This is a genomic window from Roseicyclus amphidinii (genome assembly GCF_030163755.1).
Lineage (GTDB): Bacteria > Pseudomonadota > Alphaproteobacteria > Rhodobacterales > Rhodobacteraceae > Roseicyclus > Roseicyclus amphidinii.
This window is the reverse complement of the sequence record NZ_JASJOE010000001.1, coordinates 101,386-122,469: the sequence shown is the minus strand read 5'-3', so window position 1 is coordinate 122,469 and position 21,084 is coordinate 101,386. Positions and strand designations below refer to the sequence as shown.

The 21,084-nt window shown below is 66.2% G+C and carries 23 protein-coding genes; 16 read left to right on the top strand and 7 right to left on the bottom strand.

Annotated elements, in window-relative coordinates; genetic code table 11:
• Together secB and QQK83_RS00615 are read right to left on the bottom strand one after the other, a co-directional pair.
• Positions 1–516: a protein-export chaperone SecB gene (secB, locus tag QQK83_RS00620; RefSeq protein ID WP_284260611.1), complete on the bottom strand. Its 516-nt coding sequence runs from the start codon at positions 514–516 to the stop codon at positions 1–3.
• Positions 517–575: 59 nt separating this feature from the next.
• The gene (locus QQK83_RS00615; RefSeq protein ID WP_284260609.1) at positions 576–1,058 is read right to left on the bottom strand and encodes an FxsA family protein; all 483 of its coding nucleotides are present in this window, start codon (positions 1,056–1,058) and stop codon (positions 576–578) included.
• A gap of 140 nt (positions 1,059–1,198) precedes the next feature.
• Here QQK83_RS00615 and QQK83_RS00610 point away from each other — a divergent pair, with 140 nt between their 5' ends.
• The 3 genes from QQK83_RS00610 (at position 1,199) to QQK83_RS00600 (ending at position 3,508) form a co-directional block, all read left to right on the top strand.
• Entirely contained in the window at positions 1,199–1,858 is a 660-nt protein-coding gene (locus QQK83_RS00610; protein ID WP_284260607.1) for a Tim44/TimA family putative adaptor protein, read from the top strand.
• A 66-nt stretch (positions 1,859–1,924) separates the two neighbouring features.
• Positions 1,925–2,893, top strand: a complete 969-nt coding sequence (mltA, locus tag QQK83_RS00605) for a murein transglycosylase A (RefSeq protein WP_349816208.1) — start codon at positions 1,925–1,927, stop codon at positions 2,891–2,893.
• A gap of 3 nt (positions 2,894–2,896) precedes the next feature.
• Positions 2,897–3,508, top strand: coding sequence for a Smr/MutS family protein (locus QQK83_RS00600; protein WP_284260605.1), 612 nt, complete (start codon positions 2,897–2,899; stop codon positions 3,506–3,508).
• Positions 3,509–3,520: 12 nt separating this feature from the next.
• Here the strand turns inward: QQK83_RS00600 and hslU are convergent, their stop codons facing one another.
• From hslU to hslV, 3 genes are read right to left on the bottom strand one after another with little or no spacing between them, the layout of a single operon-like run.
• Complete coding sequence (gene hslU, locus QQK83_RS00595; RefSeq protein ID WP_284260604.1) at positions 3,521–4,831, bottom strand: ATP-dependent protease ATPase subunit HslU; 1,311 nt, start codon at positions 4,829–4,831, stop codon at positions 3,521–3,523.
• A complete protein-coding gene (locus QQK83_RS00590) occupies positions 4,828–5,907 on the bottom strand; it encodes a hypothetical protein (RefSeq protein WP_284260603.1) in 1,080 nt (359 codons plus the stop codon). Before QQK83_RS00590 ends, hslU begins: the two co-directional genes overlap by 4 nt.
• Positions 5,904–6,461 carry an ATP-dependent protease subunit HslV gene (gene hslV, locus QQK83_RS00585; RefSeq protein ID WP_284260601.1) on the bottom strand — a complete coding sequence of 186 codons (558 nt, stop codon included), beginning with the start codon at positions 6,459–6,461 and terminating at the stop codon, positions 5,904–5,906. Before hslV ends, QQK83_RS00590 begins: the two co-directional genes overlap by 4 nt.
• Before the next feature lie 440 nt (positions 6,462–6,901).
• Between hslV and QQK83_RS00580 the strand changes: the two genes are divergently transcribed.
• Positions 6,902–7,315 carry a type II toxin-antitoxin system HicB family antitoxin gene (locus QQK83_RS00580; protein ID WP_284260599.1) on the top strand — a complete coding sequence of 138 codons (414 nt, stop codon included), beginning with the start codon at positions 6,902–6,904 and terminating at the stop codon, positions 7,313–7,315.
• A gap of 40 nt (positions 7,316–7,355) precedes the next feature.
• Here the strand turns inward: QQK83_RS00580 and crtC are convergent, their stop codons facing one another.
• Together crtC and crtD are read right to left on the bottom strand one after the other, a co-directional pair.
• Positions 7,356–8,228 carry a carotenoid 1,2-hydratase gene (gene crtC, locus QQK83_RS00575; RefSeq protein ID WP_284260751.1) on the bottom strand — a complete coding sequence of 291 codons (873 nt, stop codon included), beginning with the start codon at positions 8,226–8,228 and terminating at the stop codon, positions 7,356–7,358.
• Complete coding sequence (crtD, locus tag QQK83_RS00570) at positions 8,183–9,748, bottom strand: 1-hydroxycarotenoid 3,4-desaturase CrtD (protein ID WP_284260597.1); 1,566 nt, start codon at positions 9,746–9,748, stop codon at positions 8,183–8,185. Before crtD ends, crtC begins: the two co-directional genes overlap by 46 nt.
• A 115-nt stretch (positions 9,749–9,863) precedes the next feature.
• On the opposite strand from crtD, the gene QQK83_RS00565 reads away from it, so the two are divergent.
• The 12 genes from QQK83_RS00565 to pufC all read left to right on the top strand — a co-directional run bounded on the left by QQK83_RS00565 (position 9,864) and on the right by pufC (position 20,965).
• Positions 9,864–10,733 (top strand): polyprenyl synthetase family protein, encoded by an 870-nt coding sequence (locus QQK83_RS00565; protein WP_284260594.1) that lies wholly within the window; start codon positions 9,864–9,866, stop codon positions 10,731–10,733.
• A gap of 5 nt (positions 10,734–10,738) precedes the next feature.
• On the top strand, positions 10,739–11,878 hold the full coding sequence (locus tag QQK83_RS00560; RefSeq protein ID WP_349816207.1) for a methyltransferase: 1,140 nt from the start codon (positions 10,739–10,741) through the stop codon (positions 11,876–11,878).
• A 123-nt stretch (positions 11,879–12,001) separates the two neighbouring features.
• Positions 12,002–12,979, top strand: coding sequence for a chlorophyll synthesis pathway protein BchC (gene bchC / locus QQK83_RS00555; RefSeq protein ID WP_284260592.1), 978 nt, complete (start codon positions 12,002–12,004; stop codon positions 12,977–12,979).
• Positions 12,976–13,977 carry a chlorophyllide a reductase iron protein subunit X gene (locus tag QQK83_RS00550; protein WP_284260590.1) on the top strand — a complete coding sequence of 334 codons (1,002 nt, stop codon included), beginning with the start codon at positions 12,976–12,978 and terminating at the stop codon, positions 13,975–13,977. The genes bchC and QQK83_RS00550 overlap by 4 nt, the downstream gene beginning before the upstream one ends.
• Before the next feature lie 4 nt (positions 13,978–13,981).
• On the top strand, positions 13,982–15,574 hold the full coding sequence (gene bchY / locus QQK83_RS00545) for a chlorophyllide a reductase subunit Y (protein WP_284260588.1): 1,593 nt from the start codon (positions 13,982–13,984) through the stop codon (positions 15,572–15,574).
• Entirely contained in the window at positions 15,568–17,046 is a 1,479-nt protein-coding gene (gene bchZ, locus QQK83_RS00540; RefSeq protein WP_284260586.1) for a chlorophyllide a reductase subunit Z, read from the top strand. Before bchY ends, bchZ begins: the two co-directional genes overlap by 7 nt.
• The gene (pufQ, locus tag QQK83_RS00535; protein WP_284260584.1) at positions 17,043–17,261 is read left to right on the top strand and encodes a cytochrome PufQ; all 219 of its coding nucleotides are present in this window, start codon (positions 17,043–17,045) and stop codon (positions 17,259–17,261) included. The genes bchZ and pufQ overlap by 4 nt, the downstream gene beginning before the upstream one ends.
• Positions 17,262–17,479: 218 nt before the next feature.
• Entirely contained in the window at positions 17,480–17,629 is a 150-nt protein-coding gene (gene pufB / locus QQK83_RS00530; RefSeq protein WP_213684747.1) for a light-harvesting antenna LH1, beta subunit, read from the top strand.
• Positions 17,630–17,644: 15 nt separating this feature from the next.
• A complete protein-coding gene (pufA, locus tag QQK83_RS00525) occupies positions 17,645–17,809 on the top strand; it encodes a light-harvesting antenna LH1, alpha subunit (protein ID WP_109666569.1) in 165 nt (54 codons plus the stop codon).
• A gap of 141 nt (positions 17,810–17,950) precedes the next feature.
• Positions 17,951–18,850 carry a photosynthetic reaction center subunit L gene (pufL, locus tag QQK83_RS00520; protein ID WP_284260576.1) on the top strand — a complete coding sequence of 300 codons (900 nt, stop codon included), beginning with the start codon at positions 17,951–17,953 and terminating at the stop codon, positions 18,848–18,850.
• Positions 18,851–18,853: 3 nt separating this feature from the next.
• Positions 18,854–19,861, top strand: a complete 1,008-nt coding sequence (gene pufM, locus QQK83_RS00515) for a photosynthetic reaction center subunit M (protein WP_284260574.1) — start codon at positions 18,854–18,856, stop codon at positions 19,859–19,861.
• 3 nt (positions 19,862–19,864) lie between these two features.
• Complete coding sequence (gene pufC / locus QQK83_RS00510) at positions 19,865–20,965, top strand: photosynthetic reaction center cytochrome PufC (protein WP_284260573.1); 1,101 nt, start codon at positions 19,865–19,867, stop codon at positions 20,963–20,965.
• Positions 20,966–21,084 lie beyond the last annotated feature (119 nt).

Below are 21,084 nucleotides of genomic sequence, written 5' to 3'. Positions count from 1 at the left end.
TCAGGCGTCGGCCTTGGGGGCCGCCGCGGCGCGCTGCGCCAGCTGCTGACGGTAGAGCGCCAGGAAGTCGATGGTGTCGAGGTTCAGCGGCGGGAAGCCGCCGTCGCGGGTTACGTCCGACACGATGCGGCGCACGAAGGGGAACAGCATCCGCGGGCATTCGATCAGAAGGAACGGATGCAGCTGCTCGTTGGTGACATTCTCGACCTTGAAGATGCCGCCGTATTCCAGCTCGAGCAGGAAGACCGACTGCGGCGTCTCTTCCTTGGTCTTGCTCTCGATCTTCAGCTTCATGATGACGTCGTATTGATCGTCGGTCTCGCGCTTGCGCGCGTCCAGCGCGACCTGCACCTGGATGTCGGGCTGCGCGTTGGTCTTGAGCGCCTTCTGCGCCGCGATGTTCTCGAAGGACATGTCGCGCACGAACTGGCCGAGGATCTGCAGCTTGGGCAGAACCGGTTGGCCGTCGGACGCTGCGGCGGTTGCGGGCGAGGTGCTCCCGTTGGTATCGGACATTTTCGTCTCCAGACGTCAGGATATGTTGCCGCGGGGTCTAGCAGCCCCGGTCAGGGGGCTCAATGCCTCGTCCAGCCCGAGGGGCCGTTGCGCGGCGGCTCGTCCACGTCCTCGACGGTGTAGCTGACGTCGATCACCTCGTCGCGCGGGTGCGGCGGGTGGCCGGGCCGATGGCCGCCCATCGACATGCCGCGGACTTGAACGCGCTTCCTCAGTTCGCGCAGCACGATGTTGCGCACCGCGGGCACCAGCAACGCGAAACCGACGGCGTCGGTGAAAAAGCCCGGCGTCAGCAGGAGCGCGCCGGAAAACAGGATCATGGCGCCATGCGCCAACGGCTCGGTCGGGTCATGCAGCGTTTCGAAGCTGCTGCGCAGCCGTGCCAGCGCCAGCGCCCCCTGCGAGCGCACCAGCGCCGTGCCCGCGACCGCGGTCAGAACCACGATCAGCAAGGTCGGCCACAGGCCGATCGCCCCGCCCACCTGGATGAACAGGCCGATCTCGATCAGCGGCACGAGGAGAAAGGCGAGAAACAGCCACATGAACCGGCTCCGTCAGCTTGGGCGCGTCGCCGCGCGGTCGAAAGGCGGGCCACGGTCATGGACTTGACCCGACCCCTGCCTTACATATGTGCCTTGCGATATCGATTAACAGAACCCCGACGCCCTTTCGAGGATCCTTCATGAACTCGTCCCTGCTGTCCTTGCTGGTGCTTGCCGGCATAGCGATCTTCCTCATCCTGCGCCTGCGCAGCGTGCTCGGGACACGTGAAGGCCATGAAACGCCGGCAGCCCCGCGCCCCGGCCCCAGCGAAACGCGCCGCCGCGACTTCGAGGTGATCGAGGGAGGCCCCGACCGCGACATCACCGACCATGTCGAGGATGGCAGCGAAAGCGCCCGCGCACTGGCGGCGATGAAGCTGGCCGAGCCGGGCTTTTCGGTGTCCGAGTTCCTGCAGGGCGCCCGCGGTGCCTATGAAATGATCCTCATGGCCTTCGAGAACGGCGACGTGGACGAGCTGCGCCCGTTCCTCGCCGAGGACGTGATGGAGACCTTCGAGACCGTGATCCGCCAGCGCCAGGAGCAGGGGCTGACGATTGACGCCTCCTTCATCGGGGTGCGCGAGCTGACGCTGGACAGCGCCAGCTTCGACCGTGCGACCGGTGTGGGCGAGATTACCGTGCGCTTCGTGGGCGAACTGACTTCGGTGGTCAAGAATGCCGACGGACAGGTCATCGAGGGCGATCCGAACGAGATCAAGCGTCAGCGCGACGTCTGGACCTTTGCCCGCAACATGGGCGCCGAAAATCCCAATTGGGAACTGGTCGCTACCGACGGATGAGCGATGCGCGGGCTCGCTGCGATCCTTGGCGCCTGCCTTTCCGTCCTGGCATCCATCGGGCCCGCCATGTCTGAAGAAACGGTCGAACTGCTGTCCTTTTCCGATCTCGACGGGTGGGCCGAGGATGACCATGCCGCGGCCCTTTCCGTGTTCCGCGGCACCTGTGCCGATCTCGACGATCCCGAGTGGCGTCCGATCTGTGCCTTTGCCGAAGCCGCCGCCGATCCGCGCAGCTTTTTCGAGCTGTTCTTTCGACCCGTCGTGATCGGCGGCGATGCCCCTGCCCTGTTCACCGGCTATTACGAGCCCGAGCTCGACGGCTCGCTCAGGCCGACGGCGCGGTTTCGCTACCCGCTCTACCGCGTTCCGCCCGAAGCGCGGGACGGTCAATGGGTCAGCCGCCGCGAGATCGAGGAGGGTGGCCTGCTCGAGGGGCGTGGCCTCGAGATCGCCTGGGTCGATGACCCGGTCGAGCTGTTCTTCCTTCAGGTGCAGGGATCGGGGCGCATCCGGCTGCCGGACGGCTCGGTGATCCGCGTGGGCTATGGCGGGCGCAACGGCCAGCCCTACCGCTCCATCGGGCAGGAACTGGTGCGCCGCGGCGTCTACCAGCCGCACCAGGTCTCCGCGCAGGTGATCCGCGCCTGGGTCCGGCGCAATCCGGCCGCGGGGCGCGAATTGCTGTATCACAACCCCTCCTACATCTTCTTCCGCGAGGTGGATATCAGCGATCCGGGCCTTGGCCCGCTGGGCGCGATGAACCGCTCGATCACGCCCCTCAGGACCATTGCGGTCGACCCGCTCCATACGCCGTTGGGCGCGCCGGTCTGGATCGAAAAGGACGGCGCGGGGCCGATGCGCCGGTTGATGGTCGCGCAGGACACCGGCGGGGCGATCCGTGGCGCGCAGCGCGCCGATATCTTCTTCGGCTTCGGCGATGCGGCGGGCGAGGCCGCGGGCACGATCCGCGATCCGGGGCGGATGGTCGTCCTGCTGCCCATCGAGCTGGCGCATCGCCGCGCGCCGGACGCCTGAGACGTGGCGCGCCGCGGAAAGAAGGGCCTGAGCGCCGAGGACCGCGAGCTGTGGAGCCGCGTGGCCCAAAGCGCCACGCCGCTCGACCGCTCGCGGCTGCGCACCGGCCTGCCCGAGATGCCGGGCGCGAAAGCGCCACCCAAGCCCAAGCCATCCGATCCGGTGGGCGACCGGCTCCCGGCCTTTCGCCTCGGCGAAAAGGCGACGCAGGCGGCGCACCCACAGCAGCCCGCGCGCGACCTGTCCATGCGGCTGGCGCAAGCGCCCGTGCGGATGGATCACGGCATGCATCGCAAGATGCTGCGCGGCAAGCTGTCGCCCGAGGCGCGGATCGACCTGCATGGCATGACGCTGGCCCAGGCGCATCCGGTGCTGATGCGCTTCATCCTCGAGGCCCATGCCTCGGGCAAGCGGCTGGTTCTCGTCATCACCGGCAAGGGCAAGGACCGCGACGAGGGCGGTCCGATCCCCATCCGCCGCGGCATCCTGCGCCACCAGGTGCCCGGCTGGCTGCACGCGCCGCCGCTGGGCGCGCTTGTCCTCGAGATCCGCGAGGCGCATCTGCGCCACGGCGGCGGCGGGGCCTATTACGTCTATCTCAGGAAGGGCCGCTGACGGCCCCCCGGTTTACAGCACGTAACGGCTAAGGTCCGTGCTCCGCGTCAACTCGCCCAGGTTGGTCTCGACGAAATCGGCATCCACGGTGACCGTGTCCCCCGCCCGGTCGGGCGCGGTGAAGCTCAGTTCCTCGAACACCCGCTCCATCACCGTGTAAAGCCGCCGCGCGCCGATGTTCTCGACCGACTGGTTCACATCGGCCGCGATCTTGGCCAGCGCCGCGATGCCGTCGGGGGTGAAGCTGACACTCACCTCCTCGGTCGCCATCAGCGCGGTGTATTGCAGCGTCAGGGCGTTGTCGGTCTCGGTCAGGATGCGGACGAAATCCTCCTCGGTCAGCGCGCGCAGGTTCACCCGGATCGGCAAACGGCCCTGCAACTCTGGCAACAGGTCCGAGGGTTTGGCGATGTGAAACGCACCCGACGCGATGAACAGGATATGGTCCGTCTTCACCGGCCCCAGCTTTGTCGACACGGTCGTGCCCTCGATCAGGGGCAGCAGGTCGCGCTGCACCCCCTCGCGGCTCACGTCACCGCCGCGCACGTCTTGCCGGGCGGCGACCTTGTCGATCTCGTCGATGAAGACGATGCCGTTCTGCTCGACCGCTTCCAGCGCGGTCTTCTTCACCGCGTCATCGTCCAGAAGCTTGTCGGCCTCTTCCGCGATCAGCAGATCGTAACTGGCCGCGACGCTCAGGCGCTTTTTCACCATTCGCTGACCAAAGGCTTTCCCGAAGATATCGCCGAGGTTCATCATCCCCCCGCCCATGCCCGGCGGCTGGCCGGGGATCTCTAACCCCTGCATCGGGTTCGAGGTATCGGCGACCTCCAGCTCGATCACGGTGTCGTCCAGCTCGCCCGAGCGGAGCTTCCGGCGGAACATCTCGCGCGTCTGCTCGCGGGCGTCCTTGCCGGCCAGCGCCTCGATCACGCGTTCCTCGGCGGCGTCATGGGCGCGGGCCTTGACCTCTTCGCGCATGTGCTCGCGCACCATGACCTGCGCGGCGTCCACCAGATCGCGGATGATCTGCTCCACGTCGCGGCCGACATAGCCCACTTCGGTGTATTTCGTGGCTTCGACCTTGATGAAGGGCGCGCGGGCGAGTTTCGCCAGACGCCGCGAAATCTCGGTCTTGCCGACGCCGGTGGGGCCGATCATCAGGATGTTCTTCGGATACACCTCTTCGCGCAGGTCATCGCCCAATTGCTTGCGCCGCCAGCGGTTGCGCAGCGCCACGGCAACGGCGCGCTTGGCGTCGCGCTGGCCGATGATGAACCGGTCGAGTTCCGAGACAATCTCGCGGGGGGTCAGGTCGGTCACGATGCGGACTCCTGTTGGATCAGGTCATAGGGGGGCAAGCGGTCCTTGCCCGGAAAACGGGGTAGCGCGTGCATGACACGGCGGCGCAGCGCCTCCCATTGCGCGCCGAGCAGCACGAGGCCTGCGCCGAGGATGAGAATGATGAAGAACGCCTGCCCTTCCACCACGGTGATGGCCAGCGCCACGACATAACCGACGCCAGCCACGAGGAAGGACCGGCGGTCGATCACCACGGCGAAAAGCGCCATGAGCGCGATGAAACCGGTCAGGAGCAGTTGCGCCGCGACGGTGCCGGTGTCGAAGAGCGTCAGCGCCACGGTGTTCACGATGGCGGGCGCCGCGATGACATGCAGCCAGAAGCCCGAGGCAGCGCGGCGCGTCACCCGGTGCGGGTCCGACATGTCGAAGCCAAGCGCGATGATCAGGCCGACAAGGCCGAGAAGGATGGTCATCAGCGCAAAGGGACCGTCCGCCGACAAAAGGAAGATGTCGCGCGGGTCGCTGGGGAAATTGCCGCCCAGCGTGGCGAGGCCGAAGGTGGTGGCAAAGACCGACAGCGCGATCAGCGCGACGGTGAAGGGCACCCGGAACAGAAGGTAATAGCCCGACAGGCAGACCGCCGAGAGGCCCGCCGCCGTGGTCAGCGTCGCGGGTGTGCGCATGTCGAGCATGGCCGCGAAGGCGAAGCCGAATTGCGCGGCCAGAAGCCCGAAGATGATCGCCAGCGCGATCGAGGGGGCGACCATCCGGCGCGTCAGCGTGAAATACCGCGCCAGCCAGATCACGCCGCCCATGCCGATCACGGCATAGACCATCCCGAGGATATAGCCCTGCGTCGTGCCCAGAAGCGTCATCCCCGTGACCCCGGCATAGCCGAGGTAGAGGATCGTCAGACCCACGACGATGAAGATCTCGTTGAAGCCTTTGAACAGCTCGAAGGGTTCATCGAGGCCCGACATATGCGCCCGCACGCCCGCGCGCTGCTGGGCCAGCACCACGAGCGAAGCCGCTTGCGCCTCGGTCAGGGTTCCGGCGGCCACGGCAGCGCGGATGTCGTCGCGGGTGATGTCGGTCATCCGCCGATCTTTTCCACGGTCAGGTTGCCGTTGGTGTAGACGCAGATTTCCGCGGCAATCGCCATGGCGTCGCGCGCCACGGTCTCGGCGTCCTTGTCGCTGTCCATCATCGCCCGCGCCGCGGCCAGCGCGTAATTCCCGCCCGAGCCGATGGCGGCGACGTCATGCTCGGGTTCCAGCACGTCGCCCGCACCGGTGATGATGTAGAGCTCGCGCCCGTCGGTGACGATCAGCATCGCCTCGAGCTTTTGCAGGTACTTGTCGGTGCGCCAGTCCTTCGCCAGTTCCACGCTCGCGCGTTGGAGCTGCCCCGGCGTCGCCTCGAGCTTCTTTTCCAGCCGTTCCAGCAGGGTGAAGGCATCGGCGGTCGACCCGGCAAAGCCTGCGACCACGTCATAGCCGCCGGGGCTAAGCCTGCGCACCTTGCGCGCGCTGCCCTTGATGACGGTCTGGCCAAGGCTCACCTGCCCGTCACCCGCGACGACCACCTCGCCGCCCTTGCGGACGCCGATGATCGTGGTGCCGTGCCAGCCGGGGAAATCGCTGTCTGCCATGGGGTCTCCTGCCGTTGTCCGGACCTATATGGCGGGCGGGCCCCCAGCCCGCAACCTCCCGGCCCGCGCACCGCCGTAGGCCGGGCTTCAGCCCGGCACCCCTACAACCACCCCGGCCAGCCGCGCTTGACTTGCCAAACCCGTGGCGCGCAAGCTTCTGGCATAGTGGTAAGAGGTCACCGTGGTAAAACCGTCCAGGACACTCTCGGACATGGGAACAAACCCGAGAGCAGACTGGACCATTGGTGACATTGAAAGGATTTGCAGCCACTACGGGATCGACTGCGTGCCGCCCACCGGCGGCGGAAGCCACTACAAGATCAACATCCGTCATCTTGAAGGCATCTTGACGGTTCCTGCGAAACGACCAATTAAACCTGTGTATATCAGGAAATTCACAAGTTACGTGGCCGCCCACCGAAGCGCCGGGGAGAGTAGCGATGGATGATTACGTCATTGTGATATTGCCCCTCAGCGAAGAGGACGGCGGAGGTTTCGTCGGCCTTGTGCCCGATCTGCAAGGCTGCATGTCTGACGGCGAGACGCGAGAGGAGGCTCTGGCCAATACCCAGCAGGCGATGCAGGAGTGGATTGAGCTGAAACAGGGGCTTGGAGAACCACTTCCCGAGCCTGGCATCGCGGTCAAGCGGACATCCGAACAGGGCAAGGCGCTGATGCGCGCATTGCAGGCGCTGATGTCGGTTCTTGACGTGAAGGACGGCCGTATCGCAGAGCTGGAAAGCGCGCTGGAGGCGGCGGTTCACGATGTGTCATCGAGTTGGGAACGAAACCTTCCCTTGTTCGAGTCGCCTGCGGGTTTCCTGTATCGGGCAGATACGACGCACTGGCTTTAGCCGATCTGCATGGCCACGAGCAGCGGCTTGAACGGCACCCCTACAACCACCCCGGCCAGCCGCGCCTGCGCGGGACGCGCACGGCGAGCATCGGCATCAGCCAAGGGCCCCGGAAGCGGTCGAGGTCGAGCGCCTCGAATACGCCCACGGTTTCCTCGCCGTTGATCCGCGTCTGCACCGCAGCGCGGTTGTAGAAGGGGGCGTCGAGCATCGCCTTGATCTGCCGCGGCCTGTAGCCGGCATCGGCCCGCGTCTCGCGCCGCACCATCCAGCCGGGGCGTTTCAGCCGCGCCTTCGGCGGCATCTCGATCGCGCGGGGCGTGCCGTCCTCGGCGAAGCCGATGGCGGCGGCAAGCTCGGTCCCGTCGCGGCGCTGGGCGTCGTAGAAACAGGCCGCGCCGTCGCGCAGGGGGAACCGGCCCCAGGTCCAGTAGCTGAAATCGGCCTCCAGCGCGCGCGTCCCGAAATTCGCGTCGAAATAGCCGTGGCCGGTCCAGCTCCAGCCGGGGCGGTTCAGGCGCACCTCGATATCCGCCTTGGGGGCGAAGGGCCGCCAGACATGCGCGCCGTCCGGCGTGAGGGCCATTTCCACCTGCGTCAGGGCGCTCGGCCGCACGATCACCTCGCCGGTGATGCGCTGGGCGTGGGGCGTCGACATCTCCTCGATCTCGATGCGCAGGTGATCGCCCGCCCAGACCATCGCCGAGGGGCCGATCTGGATCCGGTCGCGCGACAGGCCAAGGGCATCCTGCCCCCGGTCGGTCATCGTCCAGCGACCGCCGCGGCCGTAGGTGACCACGTTCAGGCAGCAATGGTTGGCCGGGGTCTTGCGCCCCGACCAGCGATACCAGGGCGAGAAAACCGACCCTATGAAGCCGATGATGGAGATCGCGCGCTCGCCATCGTCGCTGATCCCGTCGACATACCACCAGGCGTAGCCGTCCGGCGGGACGTCGAGGTCGAAGCAAGGTCGCTCAAGATCGCCGCGGCCGCGTGCTGCCCGGAGAGGCAGGCCATCGGTATCCCCGCCCCCGGATGCGCCCCGCCCCCCGCGAGATAAAGACCCCTCAGCGTCGTCCGCGCCGTGGGGCGCTGGAAGGTCGCCATCATCCCATGTGGGGAAAGCCCGTAAAGGGAACCGTCCGACGCCGGAAAGGCCCGGTCGAAATCCCCCGGCATGGTCAGCGCGGTGATGTCCGGCGTCGGGGAAAACCTCAGCCCCATCCGGGCCAGCGTCTCGAATGTATGTGTCCGGCATCTGTAGGCGTCCTCCGGGGTCGACGGGTGCCCGGGCGGCCCGTTCAGGATGATCTCGAAACGCTCGGGGCCTTGGGGCGCGTCGCCACCGCGGTCCTGGGCGCAGACATAAAGCGTGCCGTCTGCGGGCATCCGCCCGGCGGCAAGGTCGTCGAACTCGCGCTTGGGGTCGGTGCAGAAGAACACGTTGTGATGCGCAAGCTCCACCCCAGCGGGCGTGGCGGCGAAGCCCCAGACAAAGGCCGAGAGGCTCCGCGCCTCCACCCCATTGCGGGGGACGGCGGCGGCGGGGCCTTGGCCCAGGTGACCGTCGACCAGCGCCTTGGGGTCGCCGTTGAAGACGATCAGGTCGGCGGGGATGCGGGTGCCATCCTCCAGGTGGACCGCGCAGACCTGCCCATCCTGCTGTTCGATCCGCGCGGCACGCGCGTTGAAGCGGAAACGCGCGCCCTTGTCCTGCGCAAGGCGTTGCATCGCCTGAGCCAGCCTGTGCATCCCCCCTTCGACGCGCCAGACGCCGCTGGCCTCGGAATGCCAGATCAGGCCGAGAACGGCCGGGCTGAGATAGGGGGAGCCGCCGACATAAGTGGCATAGCGCCCGAAAAGCTGCCGGAGGCGGGGGTCGGTGAACTGTGACGACAGGCTCGCGGCAAGGCTGCGCCCCGGCGCCATCGCGGGGATCAGCGCGGGGTTTTTCAGAACATGCGCGGTCAGCGCAGGAAGGCTGGGCTTTTGCGCAAGCATCACCGGCCCTTCGAAGGCCTCGAACAGCCGCCTTGCCCGGTCGGAGAAGCGGCGGAACTGCGTTTCGGCCCGCGCGCCGCCGAAATCCCGGAGCGCGGCGGCGCTGCGTTCTGGATCATGGAACAGGTCGAGCGTGCTGCCGTCGCGCCAGTGGTGGCGCGCGAGGATCTCGTCGGGAATGAGCGTGACATGATCCGACAGCCGCGCACCGACATCGGCAAAAAGCGTCTCGAACATGCCTTTCAGGGTCATAACCGTCGGCCCGATATCCACCGGCCCCGCCACGCTGTCCCGCGTGCGCATCTTGCCGCCCGGCCCGGCGGCCATGTCCAGCACCGTCACCGACAGCCCGGCATGGGCCAGCCGCATCGCGGCGGATAACCCGCCGATCCCGGCCCCGATCACGACCGCCTGCCTGGTGGCACCTGTCACGCCATTCTCCAATCCATGTGTCAGATTATGTTGACACCTTGGGTCGATTTGTCCACCCTAGTTTACAACACCCGTGTCAATCCGCACGGATTCTTTTTGGACAGAGGGGGCGACCATGCCTTTGAAACCCCGGATCGAAGCGGCCATTGCCAGCGCCATCCGGCAGGGACAGGCGGGCGCGGCCCCTCCGAAACTCGCCTCGGCGCTGGATTACGCGGTCAGCCCCGGCGGCGCGCGCATCCGGCCGACGATCTGCCTGTCGGTGGCCATGGCCTGCGGCGACAAAAGCCCGGCCCTGTCGGATGCGGCGGCAACCGCGATCGAGCTGATCCATTGCGCCAGCCTCGTCCATGACGACATGCCCTGTTTCGACAATGCCGACACCCGCCGCGGCAAGCCGGCGGTGCATCGCGCCTATGGTGAGCCGCTGGCGCTTCTGACGGGCGATTCGCTGATCATCATGGCTTTCGAGGTGCTTGCCCGCGCCGCCGCCGACGATCCGGCCCGCGCGGTGCAGCTGATCCGCATCCTGGGCGAGTCCACCGGCATGCCGGGCGGCATCTGCGCCGGCCAAGGATGGGAGAGCGAGGCCAAGATCGACCTTTCCGCCTATCACCGCGCCAAGACAGGCGCGCTGTTCACCGCGGCCACGCGCATGGGTGCGGCGGCGGCCGGCGAAGAGCCGGACGCCTGGACCGAACTGGGCGCGCGCATCGGCGAGGCGTTCCAGGTTGCCGACGATCTGCGCGACGCGCTCTATGACGAGGTGACGCTGGGCAAGCCCGCGCAGCAGGACGAGATCAACGGCCGCCCCAACGCCGTCAGCCAGCTGGGCGTGCGCGGCGCGATCCGGCGGCTCGAGGATATCCTGTCGGGCGCGATCTCATCGATCCCCTCCTGCCCGGGCGAGGCCGCGTTGTGCGAGATGGTGCGCAAGACCGCCGAACGCCTGACGCCGGTCCTTCCGGCGCATCAGACGGTCTAGGGCGCGTGGCGCTGGCCGATCACACCGACCCCGACAGGCCGCGCCTGCGCGACAGGCTCTATGCATGGAAGACGGGCCTTTTGCGCTCGCGCCGGTTCCAGAACTGGGCCGCGCGCACGCCCTTTGCCGCGCGGGTCGCGCGCAAGGATGGCGAGGCGCTGTTCGACCTGGTGGCGGGGTTCCTGCACAGCCAGGTGTTGATGGCTTTTGTCGAGCTGGATCTCGCCGAACACCTGTCTAACCAGCCGCGCAGGGTCGAATCTCTCGCGCTTCTGACCGGCATCAACCCCGACCGGATGCGCGTCTTGTGCCAGGCCGCCACCGCGCTGGGCCTGATGACGCGGGGCCGCGACGGGCGCTATGCGCTGGGCCGCCTTGGCGCCGCGCTGCCCGGTATTCCGGGGCTGGCGCAGATGATCCGACACCATGACGTTCTCTACCGTGACATGGCCGACCCGGTCGGCTTCTTCCGCGATGCGCCCGAGACGGAACTGGCTGCCTTCTGGCCCTATGTCTTCGGCGCGACCGGCCAGATCGACCCGGAAACGGCCGCGACCTATTCCGAGCTGATGGCCGAAAGCCAGACCCTCGTCGCCGAGGAGGCGCTGCGCGCCCTCGACCTGCGCGGGATCGGGATGCTGCTCGATATCGGCGGCGGCACCGGGGCTTTCCTGACCGCGGTCGGCAAGGCCTATCCGGCGCTCAAGCTGCACCTCTTCGACCTGCCGCAGGTCATCGCGCCCGCGACGGACCGCTTCGCGCAGAACGGCCTGACCGAGCGTGCGACCATCACCGGCGGGAGTTTCCGCACCGATGCGCTGCCGCAGGGGGCCGATGCGATCAGCCTGATCCGCGTGCTTTACGATCATTCCGACGACACCGTGCGGATGCTGCTGGCCAAGGCGCATGCCGCGCTTCCGCAAGGCGGGCGGATCATCGTCTCGGAACCGATGTCGGGCGGCGCGCGGCCCGAGCGCGCGGGGGATGCCTATTTCGGCCTCTATTGCATGGCGATGGGCACCGGCCGCGCGCGCAGCGCCGCGGAGATCGCGCAGCATCTCGAAACTGCAGGTTTCGCCGATATCCGCCCGCGCAAGACCGCGCGGCCCTTCATCACTTCGGTGGTCGAAGCGCGGAAGGCGTAAAGAAACGCTGACAGGTATGTCTATTGAGATTGACATACAAGAGTGTCAGGTTAAACTGACAGTCAAGTTGCCGCAGGATCAGGATTCTCCTCCAAACCTGCCAAAAGACCGGGAAAGACCCTCGTGAAGACCACCGCCGTCATACTGGAAGGACCGAAAACCCTTGGATTGGGACAGGTCACGCTGACCGATCCGGGCGAGGGTGACCTGGTTGTCGACGTGCGGCATTCGGGGATTTCCACGGGAACCGAGAAACTTTTCTGGTCCGGCCAGATGCCCCCCTTTCCGGGCATGGGCTACCCGCTTGTCCCCGGCTACGAGGCCGCGGGCGAAGTGGTCGAGGCCGCGGCGGGCACAGGCTACACGCCCGGCGACATCGTCTTTGTCCCCGGTGCCAATTGCTACGGCGACGTGAAGGGCCTGTTCGGCGGTGCCGCGCACAGGCTGGTCACGAAATCCGACCGCGTCGTCCGCATCGACGGCGCGCTGGGCGCCGAGGGGGCGCTGCTGGCGCTGGCCGCAACGGCGCGTCACGCGCTGGCGGGGATGAACACGCAGCTGCCCGAACTGATCATCGGCCACGGCGTATTCGGCCGCCTGCTGGCGCGGCTGACCATCGCCGCGGGCGGCAAGCCCCCCACCGTCTGGGAGATCGACGCGGACCGTCAGGCCGGGGCCACCGGCTATGAGGTCATCCACCCCGATGCCGACGAAAAGCGCGATTACGGTTGCATCTACGATGCGTCCGGCGTGTCCTCGCTGCTTGACACCATGGTCGGCCGCCTTGCCAAGGGTGGCGAGATCGTGCTGGCCGGGTTCTACCCCGAGCCGCTGCAATTCTCCTTCCCGCCCGCATTCCTGCGCGAAGCCCGGTTCCGGATCGCCGCGGAATGGACGCGCGAAGACCTGGTCGCCACCCGCGACCTGATCGACCACGGGGCCCTCAGCCTTGCCGGTCTCATCACCCACACCGTCCAGGCAGAGCAAGCCGAGAGTGCGTATCAGACCGCGTTCGAAGACCCCGCTTGTCTCAAGATGATCCTGGATTGGATGCCCTCAAGCAGCAACGCGGTAGGGCACAAAAAGGAGAACGCCGCATGAGCCTCGATGTTCCGAACCTGCGTGAGTATGACGCCAAGCTCCGCGAAGAAGCCAGCGAGCCCACGCTCGAGGTGCCGCAGGGCGAGCCCACCAAGAAAACCCAGATCATCGCGATCTACGGCAAGGGCGGCATCGGCAAGTCCTTCACGCTCGCCAACCTCAGTCACATGATGGCCGAACAGGGCAAGCGCGTGCTGCTGATCGGCTGCGACCCGAAATCCGATACCACCAGCCTTCTGTTCGGCGGCAAGGCCTGCCCGACGATCATCGAGACCTCGACCCAGAAGAAACTGGCCGGAGAGGAAGTGAAGATCGGCGATGTCTGCTTCAAGCGCGGCGGCGTCTTCGCCATGGAGCTTGGCGGGCCCGAGGTCGGCCGAGGCTGCGGCGGGCGCGGCATCATCCACGGGTTCGAACTGCTGGAGAAGCTGGGCTTCCACGATTGGGATTTCGACTATGTCCTGCTCGACTTCCTGGGCGACGTGGTCTGCGGTGGCTTCGGCCTGCCCATCGCGCGCGACATGGCGCAGAAGGTGATCCTTGTCGGGTCGAACGACCTGCAATCGCTTTACGTGGCCAACAACGTCTGTTCGGCGGTGGAATATTTCCGCAAGCTGGGCGGCAATGTGGGCGTCGCTGGCCTTGTCATCAACAAGGATGACGGTTCGGGCGAGGCGCAGGCTTTTGCCGAGGCAGTGGGCATCCCGGTGCTGGCCGCCATCCCGCAGGATGATGACCTGCGCAAGAAATCCGCGAATTACCAGATCGTCGGCACCGCCGAGAGCCAGTGGGGCGCGCTGTTCGCGGCGCTGGGCGAGAACGTCGCCGTTGCCCCGCCGATGCGCCCCGTGGCGCTGTCGCAGGACCAGCTGCTCGAGCTGTTCGACGGGTCGGAAACCGGAGCGGGCATCACGCTGGAGCCCGCCACCGACATGGACATGCGCGGCAAGAACTCGGTGCCGAAAGCCTCCCTCGAAGTCGTCTACGACGAGGCCTGAACCGATGGATGATCAACCCAGAGAAGTCCGCTACGACGACGCAGCCGACGCCGAGGTGATCCGGGGCGAGGCGCGTGTCGACGTAACTGAATCAGGCTCTGCACCGCAGGGTGGTGACGGTATGGGCTGCCATTCCGGGTCCACCATGGCCGAGGCCGCCCGCAAGGCGGGCAAGTCGGAGATCCTCGACCAATACGCCAAGGATTACCCGCAAGGCCCCCATGACAAACCGCAGTCCATGTGCCCCGCCTTCGGCTCGCTCCGCGTGGGTCTCCGGATGCGGCGCACGGCGACCGTGCTTTCCGGCTCGGCCTGCTGTGTCTACGGCCTGACCTTCGTCAGCCATTTCTACGGGGCGCGCCGCTCGGTCGGCTATGTGCCCTTCAACTCGGAAACCCTCGTCACCGGCAAGCTGTTCGAGGACATCCGCGACGCGGTTCACGAGATGGCCGACCCCGCGCGTTACGACGCGATCGTGGTCACCAACCTCTGTGTGCCCACCGCGTCCGGCGTGCCCCTCCGGCTGTTGCCTGACGAGATCAATGGGGTTCGGATCGTCGGCATCGACGTTCCGGGCTTCGGAGTGCCGACCCATGCCGAGGCGAAAGATGTCCTCGCCGGGGCGATGCTCAACTATGCCCGACGGGAAGTGGAGGCCGGCCCAGTCCAAGCCCCCGTTTCGGGTAAATCAGACCGTCCGACAGTGACCCTGTTGGGCGAAATGTTCCCTGCAGACCCATTGGGTATTGGAGGGATGCTCGCGCCACTCGGTCTGGCGGCAGGTCCGGTCGTTCCCTGCCGTGAGTGGCGCGAGCTCTATTCCGCGTTGGACAGCAAGGTGGTGGCCGCGATCCACCCCTTCTACACCAGCGCAATCCGCGAGTTCGAAGCGGCGGGCCGCACCATCGTGGGGTCCGCCCCGGTGGGCCATGACGGCACCGCGGCGTGGCTCAAGGCCATCGGTGAGGCTTACGGCGTTTCGCCTGACAAGATCGCCGCCGCGCAGAACGCGTTCCTGCCCGCGATCAAGGGCGCGCTTGCCTCGGTTCCGATCAAGGGCACGATCACGCTCTCGGGCTACGAAGGGTCCGAACTGCTGGTCGCGCGCCTGCTGATCGAGAGCGGGGCGGATGTGCCCTATGTCGGCTCGGCCTGTCCCAAGACGAAATGGTCCGCGCCCGATGTCGAATGGCTGGAAGCGCGCGGCGTGAAGGTGAAATTCCGCGCCAGCCTCGAGGACGATTGCGCCGCGATGGAGGCGATCCGCCCCGACCTCGCCATCGGCACCACGCCCGTGGTGCAGAAGGGCAAGCAGATGGGCATCCCGTCGCTCTACTTCACCAACCTGATCTCGGCCCGGCCCCTGTTCGGCCCCGCCGGTGCGGGCTCGCTGGGGCAGGTGGTCAACGCCGCCATGGCGAACAAGGACCGCATGGACCACATGAAGGCCTTTTTCGACGGCGTCGGCGAAGGCGATACCGCCGGGATCTGGGAAGGCGCGCCGAACCTGCGCCCCGATTTCCGGGCGACCAACCTCAAGAAGCTCGAAAAGGCTGAAAAGGCCCGCATCGCGGCGAATGGGGGTGTGAAATGCTGATCCAGGATCACGACCGCGCCGGGGGTTACTGGGGTTCCGTCTATGCCTTCACCGCGGTGAAGGGCCTTCAGGTCATCATCGACGGCCCCGTGGGTTGCGAGAACCTGCCGGTGACCAGCGTCTTGCACTACACCGATGCGCTGCCGCCGCATGAGCTGCCCATCGTGGTGACGGGCCTGGCCGAGGAAGAGCTGGGCCGCGACGGCACCGAGGGCGCGATGAAGCGCGCCTGGGACGTGCTGGACCCGGCCTTGCCGTCCGTTGTCGTCACCGGTTCCATCGCCGAGATGATCGGCGGCGGTGTCACGCCGCAGGGCACCAACATCCAGCGGTTCCTGCCGCGCACCATCGACGAGGACCAGTGGGAAAGCGCCGACCGTGCGATGACCTGGATCTTCACCGAGTTCGGCATGACCAAGGGCCGGATGCCGCCCGAGAAGAAGCGCGAGGAGGGGGCCGCGCCCCGCGTCAATATCCTCGGGCCGATGTACGGCACGTTCAACATGCCCTCGGACCTGCACGAGATCCGCCGCCTGGTCGAAGGCATCGGCTGCGAGGTCAACATGGTGATGCCGCTCGGCAGCCACCTGGCCGAGATGCGGAACCTCGTGAATGCGGACGTCAACATCTGCATGTACCGCGAATTCGGCCGCGGCCTCTGCGAGGTGCTGGGCAAGCCCTACCTGCAGGCGCCCATCGGGGTGGAAAGCACCACCAAGTTCCTGCGCAAGCTGGGCGAGCTGACGGGCCTTGACCCCGAGCCCTTCATCGAGCGCGAGAAGCATTCGACGATCAAGCCGGTCTGGGACCTCTGGCGCTCGGTCACGCAGGATTTCTTTGCAACCGCCAGCTTCGGCATCGTGGCGAACGAGACCTATGCCCGCGGCGTGCGCAACTTCCTCGAGACCGACATGGGCCTGCCCTGTGCCTTTGCCGTCGCCCGCGTCGCCGGTCACAAGACCGACAACGACGAAGTGCGCGCGATGATCCACGGCAAGCGGCCGCTCGTGCTGATGGGGTCGATCAACGAGAAGATGTATCTCGCCGAGATGTCGGGCGGGCACGGGCCGAAACCGGCCTTCATGCCCGCAAGCTTTCCCGGTGCCGCCATCCGGCGCGCGACCGGCACGCCCTTCATGGGCTACGCGGGCGCGACCTACATCATCCAGGAGGTCTGCAACGGCCTGTTCGACGCGCTGTTCCACATCCTGCCGCTCGGCAGCGACATGGACAGCGCCGAGGCCACGCCGACCACGCTGCGCCGCGATTTCCCGTGGGATCCGGACGCGCAGGCCCTGCTCGACCGGATCGTCGCCGAACACCCGGTTCTGACCCGCATTTCCGCCGCCAAAAGCCTGCGTGACGCCGCCGAAAAGGCTGCGCTGGCGAACGGGGCCGAGCGGGTCGTCAAGGATACCGTCCGCGCCCTCGCGCCGGCGGGTTTCGAACTCAACGAGGGAGAGGAAAGATGACGGACTTCACCTCCAACCACACGGTCGTAAAGCACAAGCCGCCGAAGACCGAGTTCATGATCTATTTCGGGATCATCTTCCTGGCGACGCTGCCGCTTGCGACCCTGACCTGGGCGCTGGCGGCGATCCGCTCGGGAAGCTTCACCGACAAGGGGCCCGTCAAACGGGCCTGGGGTCAGGCGAGCATCATCACACCGATGATCTTTTCCGCCTGATCCGGCTCTGATCCGCCCATGCGAGCCTGTCGTCAGACCACAGGCGGGCGGAGCGAGAGCCACCAAGACACACTCGGCGTGACGACCGGAGCCGATTTCAGGAGTTCGCCACATCCCGCGATGCGGGGTGGGGTGGATGGCCGGCAGGGCAATGAGGCCTTGCCGGGGCCCGGCCGCGGGGTTCGCGGCATCGGTCTAACGTTCCGGAGGAAAGTTAAATGGCTGATAATTCCGACCTGTCCTTCACGGGTCTTACCGACGAGCAGGCTCAAGAGCTGCACGCGGTGTACATGAGCGGGCTCTGGCTGTTTGCGGCCGTCGCCCTCGTTGCTCACCTTGCCACGTACATCTGGGCACCCTGGTTCTGAGGAAGGAACACCAACATGGCTAAGTTCTACAAGATCTGGCTCATTTTCGACCCCCGCCGCGTGTTCGTGGCCCAGGGCGTCTTCCTGTTCCTTCTCGCGGCGATGATCCACCTGGTGGTTCTGTCGTCCGGTCTGAACTGGTTCGAGTCCGCAGCAGCGACCGCCGGTTTCGGCGGGTGACCTGCGCCCGCGCCGCTCGAGGCGCGGACAATCCCTTGCTGCGGGCGGCGCGTGTCCGCCTCGCCCGCAGCGATCCGACCAAATTGACTGACGGCTGACCGGTTTTTCGACCCACGCCGCCAAACTCGCGGAGACAGACGCATGGCTTTGCTAAGCTTCGAAAAAAAGTACCGCGTCCGCGGAGGGACGCTGATTGGCGGTGATCTGTTCGACTTCTGGGTAGGGCCCTTCTACGTGGGCTTCTTCGGGGTCACGACAGCATTTTTCGCCCTGTTGGGGACGGTTCTGATCTTCTGGGGGGCTGCCATGGATGGCAACTTCAACCCCTGGACGATCAACATCGCACCCCCTGACCTGAGCTACGGGCTCGGGTTTGCGCCGCTCATGGAGGGCGGCCTGTGGCAGATCATCACCTTCTGCGCGATCGGGGCCTTCGTGTCCTGGGCGCTGCGCGAGGTCGAGATCTCGCGCAAGCTGGGCATGGGGTATCACGTTCCCTTCGCCTTCGGCTTCGCCATTTTCGCCTATGTGACGCTCGTGGTGTTCCGCCCGCTTCTGATGGGCGCCTGGGGGCACGGCTTTCCCTATGGCATCTTCAGCCACCTCGACTGGGTGTCGAACGTCGGCTACGCCTACCTGCACTTCCACTACAACCCGGCCCACATGATCGCGGTGACGTTCTTCTTCGCCACGACCTTTGCGCTGGCGTTGCACGGCGGCCTGATCCTCTCGGCGGCGAACCCCGAGAAGGACACCGAGGCGAAAACCCCGGATCACGAAGACACCTTCTTTCGGGATTTCATCGGCTACTCGATCGGCACGCTGGGCATTCACCGTGTCGGCCTGTTGCTGGCGCTGAACGCCGGTTTCTGGAGTGCGGTCTGCATCATCATCTCCGGCCCGGTCTGGACCTCCGGCTGGCCCGAGTGGTGGAACTGGTGGCTGACCCTGCCGATCTGGCCCGACCAGGGCGTCGTCTATGACAGCACGGGCATGGTCACCTACGGCACCAACGCCCCCGCCGTCGTGGGAGGGAACTGAACCATGGCCTATTTCGAATATCAGAACATCTTCACCCAGGTGCAGGTCCAGGGCGAGCCCGAGATGGGCATGGCCCAGACCGGCGAGAACATCCTGGGCGGCGAGCGGACCAAGAAGGCCGGGTTTTCGACCCTGATCGGCTGGTTGGGCAATGCGCAGCTCGGTCCGATCTACCTCGGCTGGGCGGGGCTGATCAGCCTTGCCACCGGCACGCTCTGGTTCAACATCGTGGGCCTGAACATGCTGTCGCAGGTCGACTGGTCGATCCCGGAATTCATCCGTCAGCTCTTCTGGCTGGCGCTCGAGCCTCCGGGGCCGGAACACGGGCTGAGCTTCCCGCCGCTCAATGACGGCGGCTGGTACATCATCTCGAGCTTCTTCCTGCTCGTCTCGGTGATGAGCTGGTGGCTCAGGACCTACCTGCTCGCCGTGCAGCACCAGATGGGCAAGCATATCGCCTGGGCCTTCCTCGCGGCGATCTGGCTCTTCCTCGTGCTCGGCCTGTTCCGTCCCGTCCTGATGGGATCGTGGAGCGAGGCGGTGCCCTACGGCATCTTCCCGCACCTCGACTGGACCACGGCCTTCTCGATCCGCTACGGGAACCTCTACTACAACCCGTTCCACGCGCTTTCGATCGTGTTCCTTTATGGCTCCGTCCTGCTCTTTGCGATGCATGGCGCGACCATCCTGGCCGTCTCCCGCTATGGCGGCGACCGCGAGCTGGAGCAGATCTACGACCGCGGCACGGCATCCGAACGCGCAGGCCTGTTCTGGCGCTGGACGATGGGCTTCAACGCCACGATGGAGGGGATTCACCGCTGGGCCTGGTGGTTCGCGGTCCTGACACCCATCACCGGCGGGATCGGTATCCTTCTCACCGGCACCGTGGTGGACAACTGGTTCATCTGGGCCATCGAACACAACTTCGCACCCGAATACCTCGGCGCTTACGGCTACGAAGCCTACGGCACCTACGAGAACTTCGGCGGCGTCCCGGCGGGAGGTAACTGAGCCATGTTTCCCAAGTGGTTTGACAACTGGAACAAGGACAACCCGACCAACATCTTCGGCCCTGCTATCGCCGTGGGTGTCGCTGGATCGGCGATCTTTGTTGCAGCCATGATCGTGGCCTGGGGCCAACCCTTCGCCACGGCCAGCCAACAGACCGGCCCCCGCGGCACCGGCATGCATGTGCAGGAGTTCGTCTCGAGCCTGTCCGAATACCCGGATGTCGACGGCTACGTCACCTCCGAGCCGGTGGTCCCGACCGCCGACTCGCAGCTGGCCATCGATGTGCTCGAGGGGGTTCCCCCCACGCTCGCCAATGTCACGGTCGAGAATTACGAGCGCCTGCGGGAGGCGATGCGGTCCTGGACCGGCATCCCCGACCTGCTGGAGCCGGGTAACGACAGTTACCAGACGGCGCTGGCCTACTCGATGATCGAGATGACGCAGAACCTGAACCAGAACTGGATCGGACACGTCCAGGCCAACGCGGAGGTGGGGGTGACCTGTTACACCTGTCACCGCGGACAGCCCGTGCCGAACAACATCTGGTTCCGCGTCGGAAACGTGAATTCGAACGTGGCCGGCTGGCCCGCGATCCAGAACCGGGTGACGATGACCTCGAACTTCACCTCGTTGCCCTCGACCTACCTGGAGCATTTCCTGCTTCAGGACGAGAACGGGCAATACGGTGTCGCGCAGGTCCACGACCTTGTCAGCCGGGCCGAGAACCCGCCGGGCAGCCCGCTCATCCAGCAGACGGAAATGACCTATGCCTGGATGAACTACTTCGCCAACTCGCTGGGCGTGAACTGCGTGTTCTGCCACAACTCCCGCGCCTTCTACGATCCTGCGCAGGTGACCCCGCAATGGGCCACTGCCAGCCTCGGGATCATCATGGTGCAGGAAACGCTTGAGCAATACATCCTTCCGCTCGAGTATGTGCTGCCCGAAGAGCGCCTCGGCCCCGTCTTCGCCGACGTGCCGAAACTGGCCTGCCGCACCTGTCACCAGGGCGAGCAGCGGCCGCTCAACGGGTTGAACGTGATCCGCAACTGGCCCGAGCTTGCCGTCCTCGACGATGAGCCGGACTACTCGGCCTTCGAGTAGGCGATGCGGGCCGCGGCCCATATCGAGACAGGCCGGGGGCGCCCCACAGCGCCCCCCGCCAAGACGGACCCTTACGTCCCTTCGTGAGGTTCCCTGAGCCGCGGGCAGGTCAGACCCTG

Excerpts from the sequence above, each read along its gene's own strand:
- secB (WP_284260611.1), bottom strand. The coding sequence starts at position 516 with ATGTCCGATACCAACGGGAGCACCTCGCCCGCAACCGCCGCAGCGTCC.
- QQK83_RS00615 (WP_284260609.1), bottom strand. The coding sequence starts at position 1,058 with ATGTGGCTGTTTCTCGCCTTTCTCCTCGTGCCGCTGATCGAGATCGGC.
- QQK83_RS00610 (WP_284260607.1), top strand. The coding sequence starts at position 1,199 with ATGAACTCGTCCCTGCTGTCCTTGCTGGTGCTTGCCGGCATAGCGATC.
- mltA (WP_349816208.1), top strand. The coding sequence starts at position 1,925 with ATGTCTGAAGAAACGGTCGAACTGCTGTCCTTTTCCGATCTCGACGGG.
- QQK83_RS00590 (WP_284260603.1), bottom strand. The coding sequence starts at position 5,907 with ATGACCGACATCACCCGCGACGACATCCGCGCTGCCGTGGCCGCCGGA.
- hslV (WP_284260601.1), bottom strand. The coding sequence starts at position 6,461 with ATGGCAGACAGCGATTTCCCCGGCTGGCACGGCACCACGATCATCGGC.
- QQK83_RS00580 (WP_284260599.1), top strand. The coding sequence starts at position 6,902 with ATGGATGATTACGTCATTGTGATATTGCCCCTCAGCGAAGAGGACGGC.
- QQK83_RS00565 (WP_284260594.1), top strand. The coding sequence starts at position 9,864 with ATGCCTTTGAAACCCCGGATCGAAGCGGCCATTGCCAGCGCCATCCGG.
- QQK83_RS00550 (WP_284260590.1), top strand. The coding sequence starts at position 12,976 with ATGAGCCTCGATGTTCCGAACCTGCGTGAGTATGACGCCAAGCTCCGC.
- bchY (WP_284260588.1), top strand. The coding sequence starts at position 13,982 with ATGGATGATCAACCCAGAGAAGTCCGCTACGACGACGCAGCCGACGCC.
- bchZ (WP_284260586.1), top strand. The coding sequence starts at position 15,568 with ATGCTGATCCAGGATCACGACCGCGCCGGGGGTTACTGGGGTTCCGTC.
- pufQ (WP_284260584.1), top strand. The coding sequence starts at position 17,043 with ATGACGGACTTCACCTCCAACCACACGGTCGTAAAGCACAAGCCGCCG.
- pufB (WP_213684747.1), top strand. The coding sequence starts at position 17,480 with ATGGCTGATAATTCCGACCTGTCCTTCACGGGTCTTACCGACGAGCAG.
- pufA (WP_109666569.1), top strand. The coding sequence starts at position 17,645 with ATGGCTAAGTTCTACAAGATCTGGCTCATTTTCGACCCCCGCCGCGTG.
- pufL (WP_284260576.1), top strand. The coding sequence starts at position 17,951 with ATGGCTTTGCTAAGCTTCGAAAAAAAGTACCGCGTCCGCGGAGGGACG.
- pufM (WP_284260574.1), top strand. The coding sequence starts at position 18,854 with ATGGCCTATTTCGAATATCAGAACATCTTCACCCAGGTGCAGGTCCAG.
- pufC (WP_284260573.1), top strand. The coding sequence starts at position 19,865 with ATGTTTCCCAAGTGGTTTGACAACTGGAACAAGGACAACCCGACCAAC.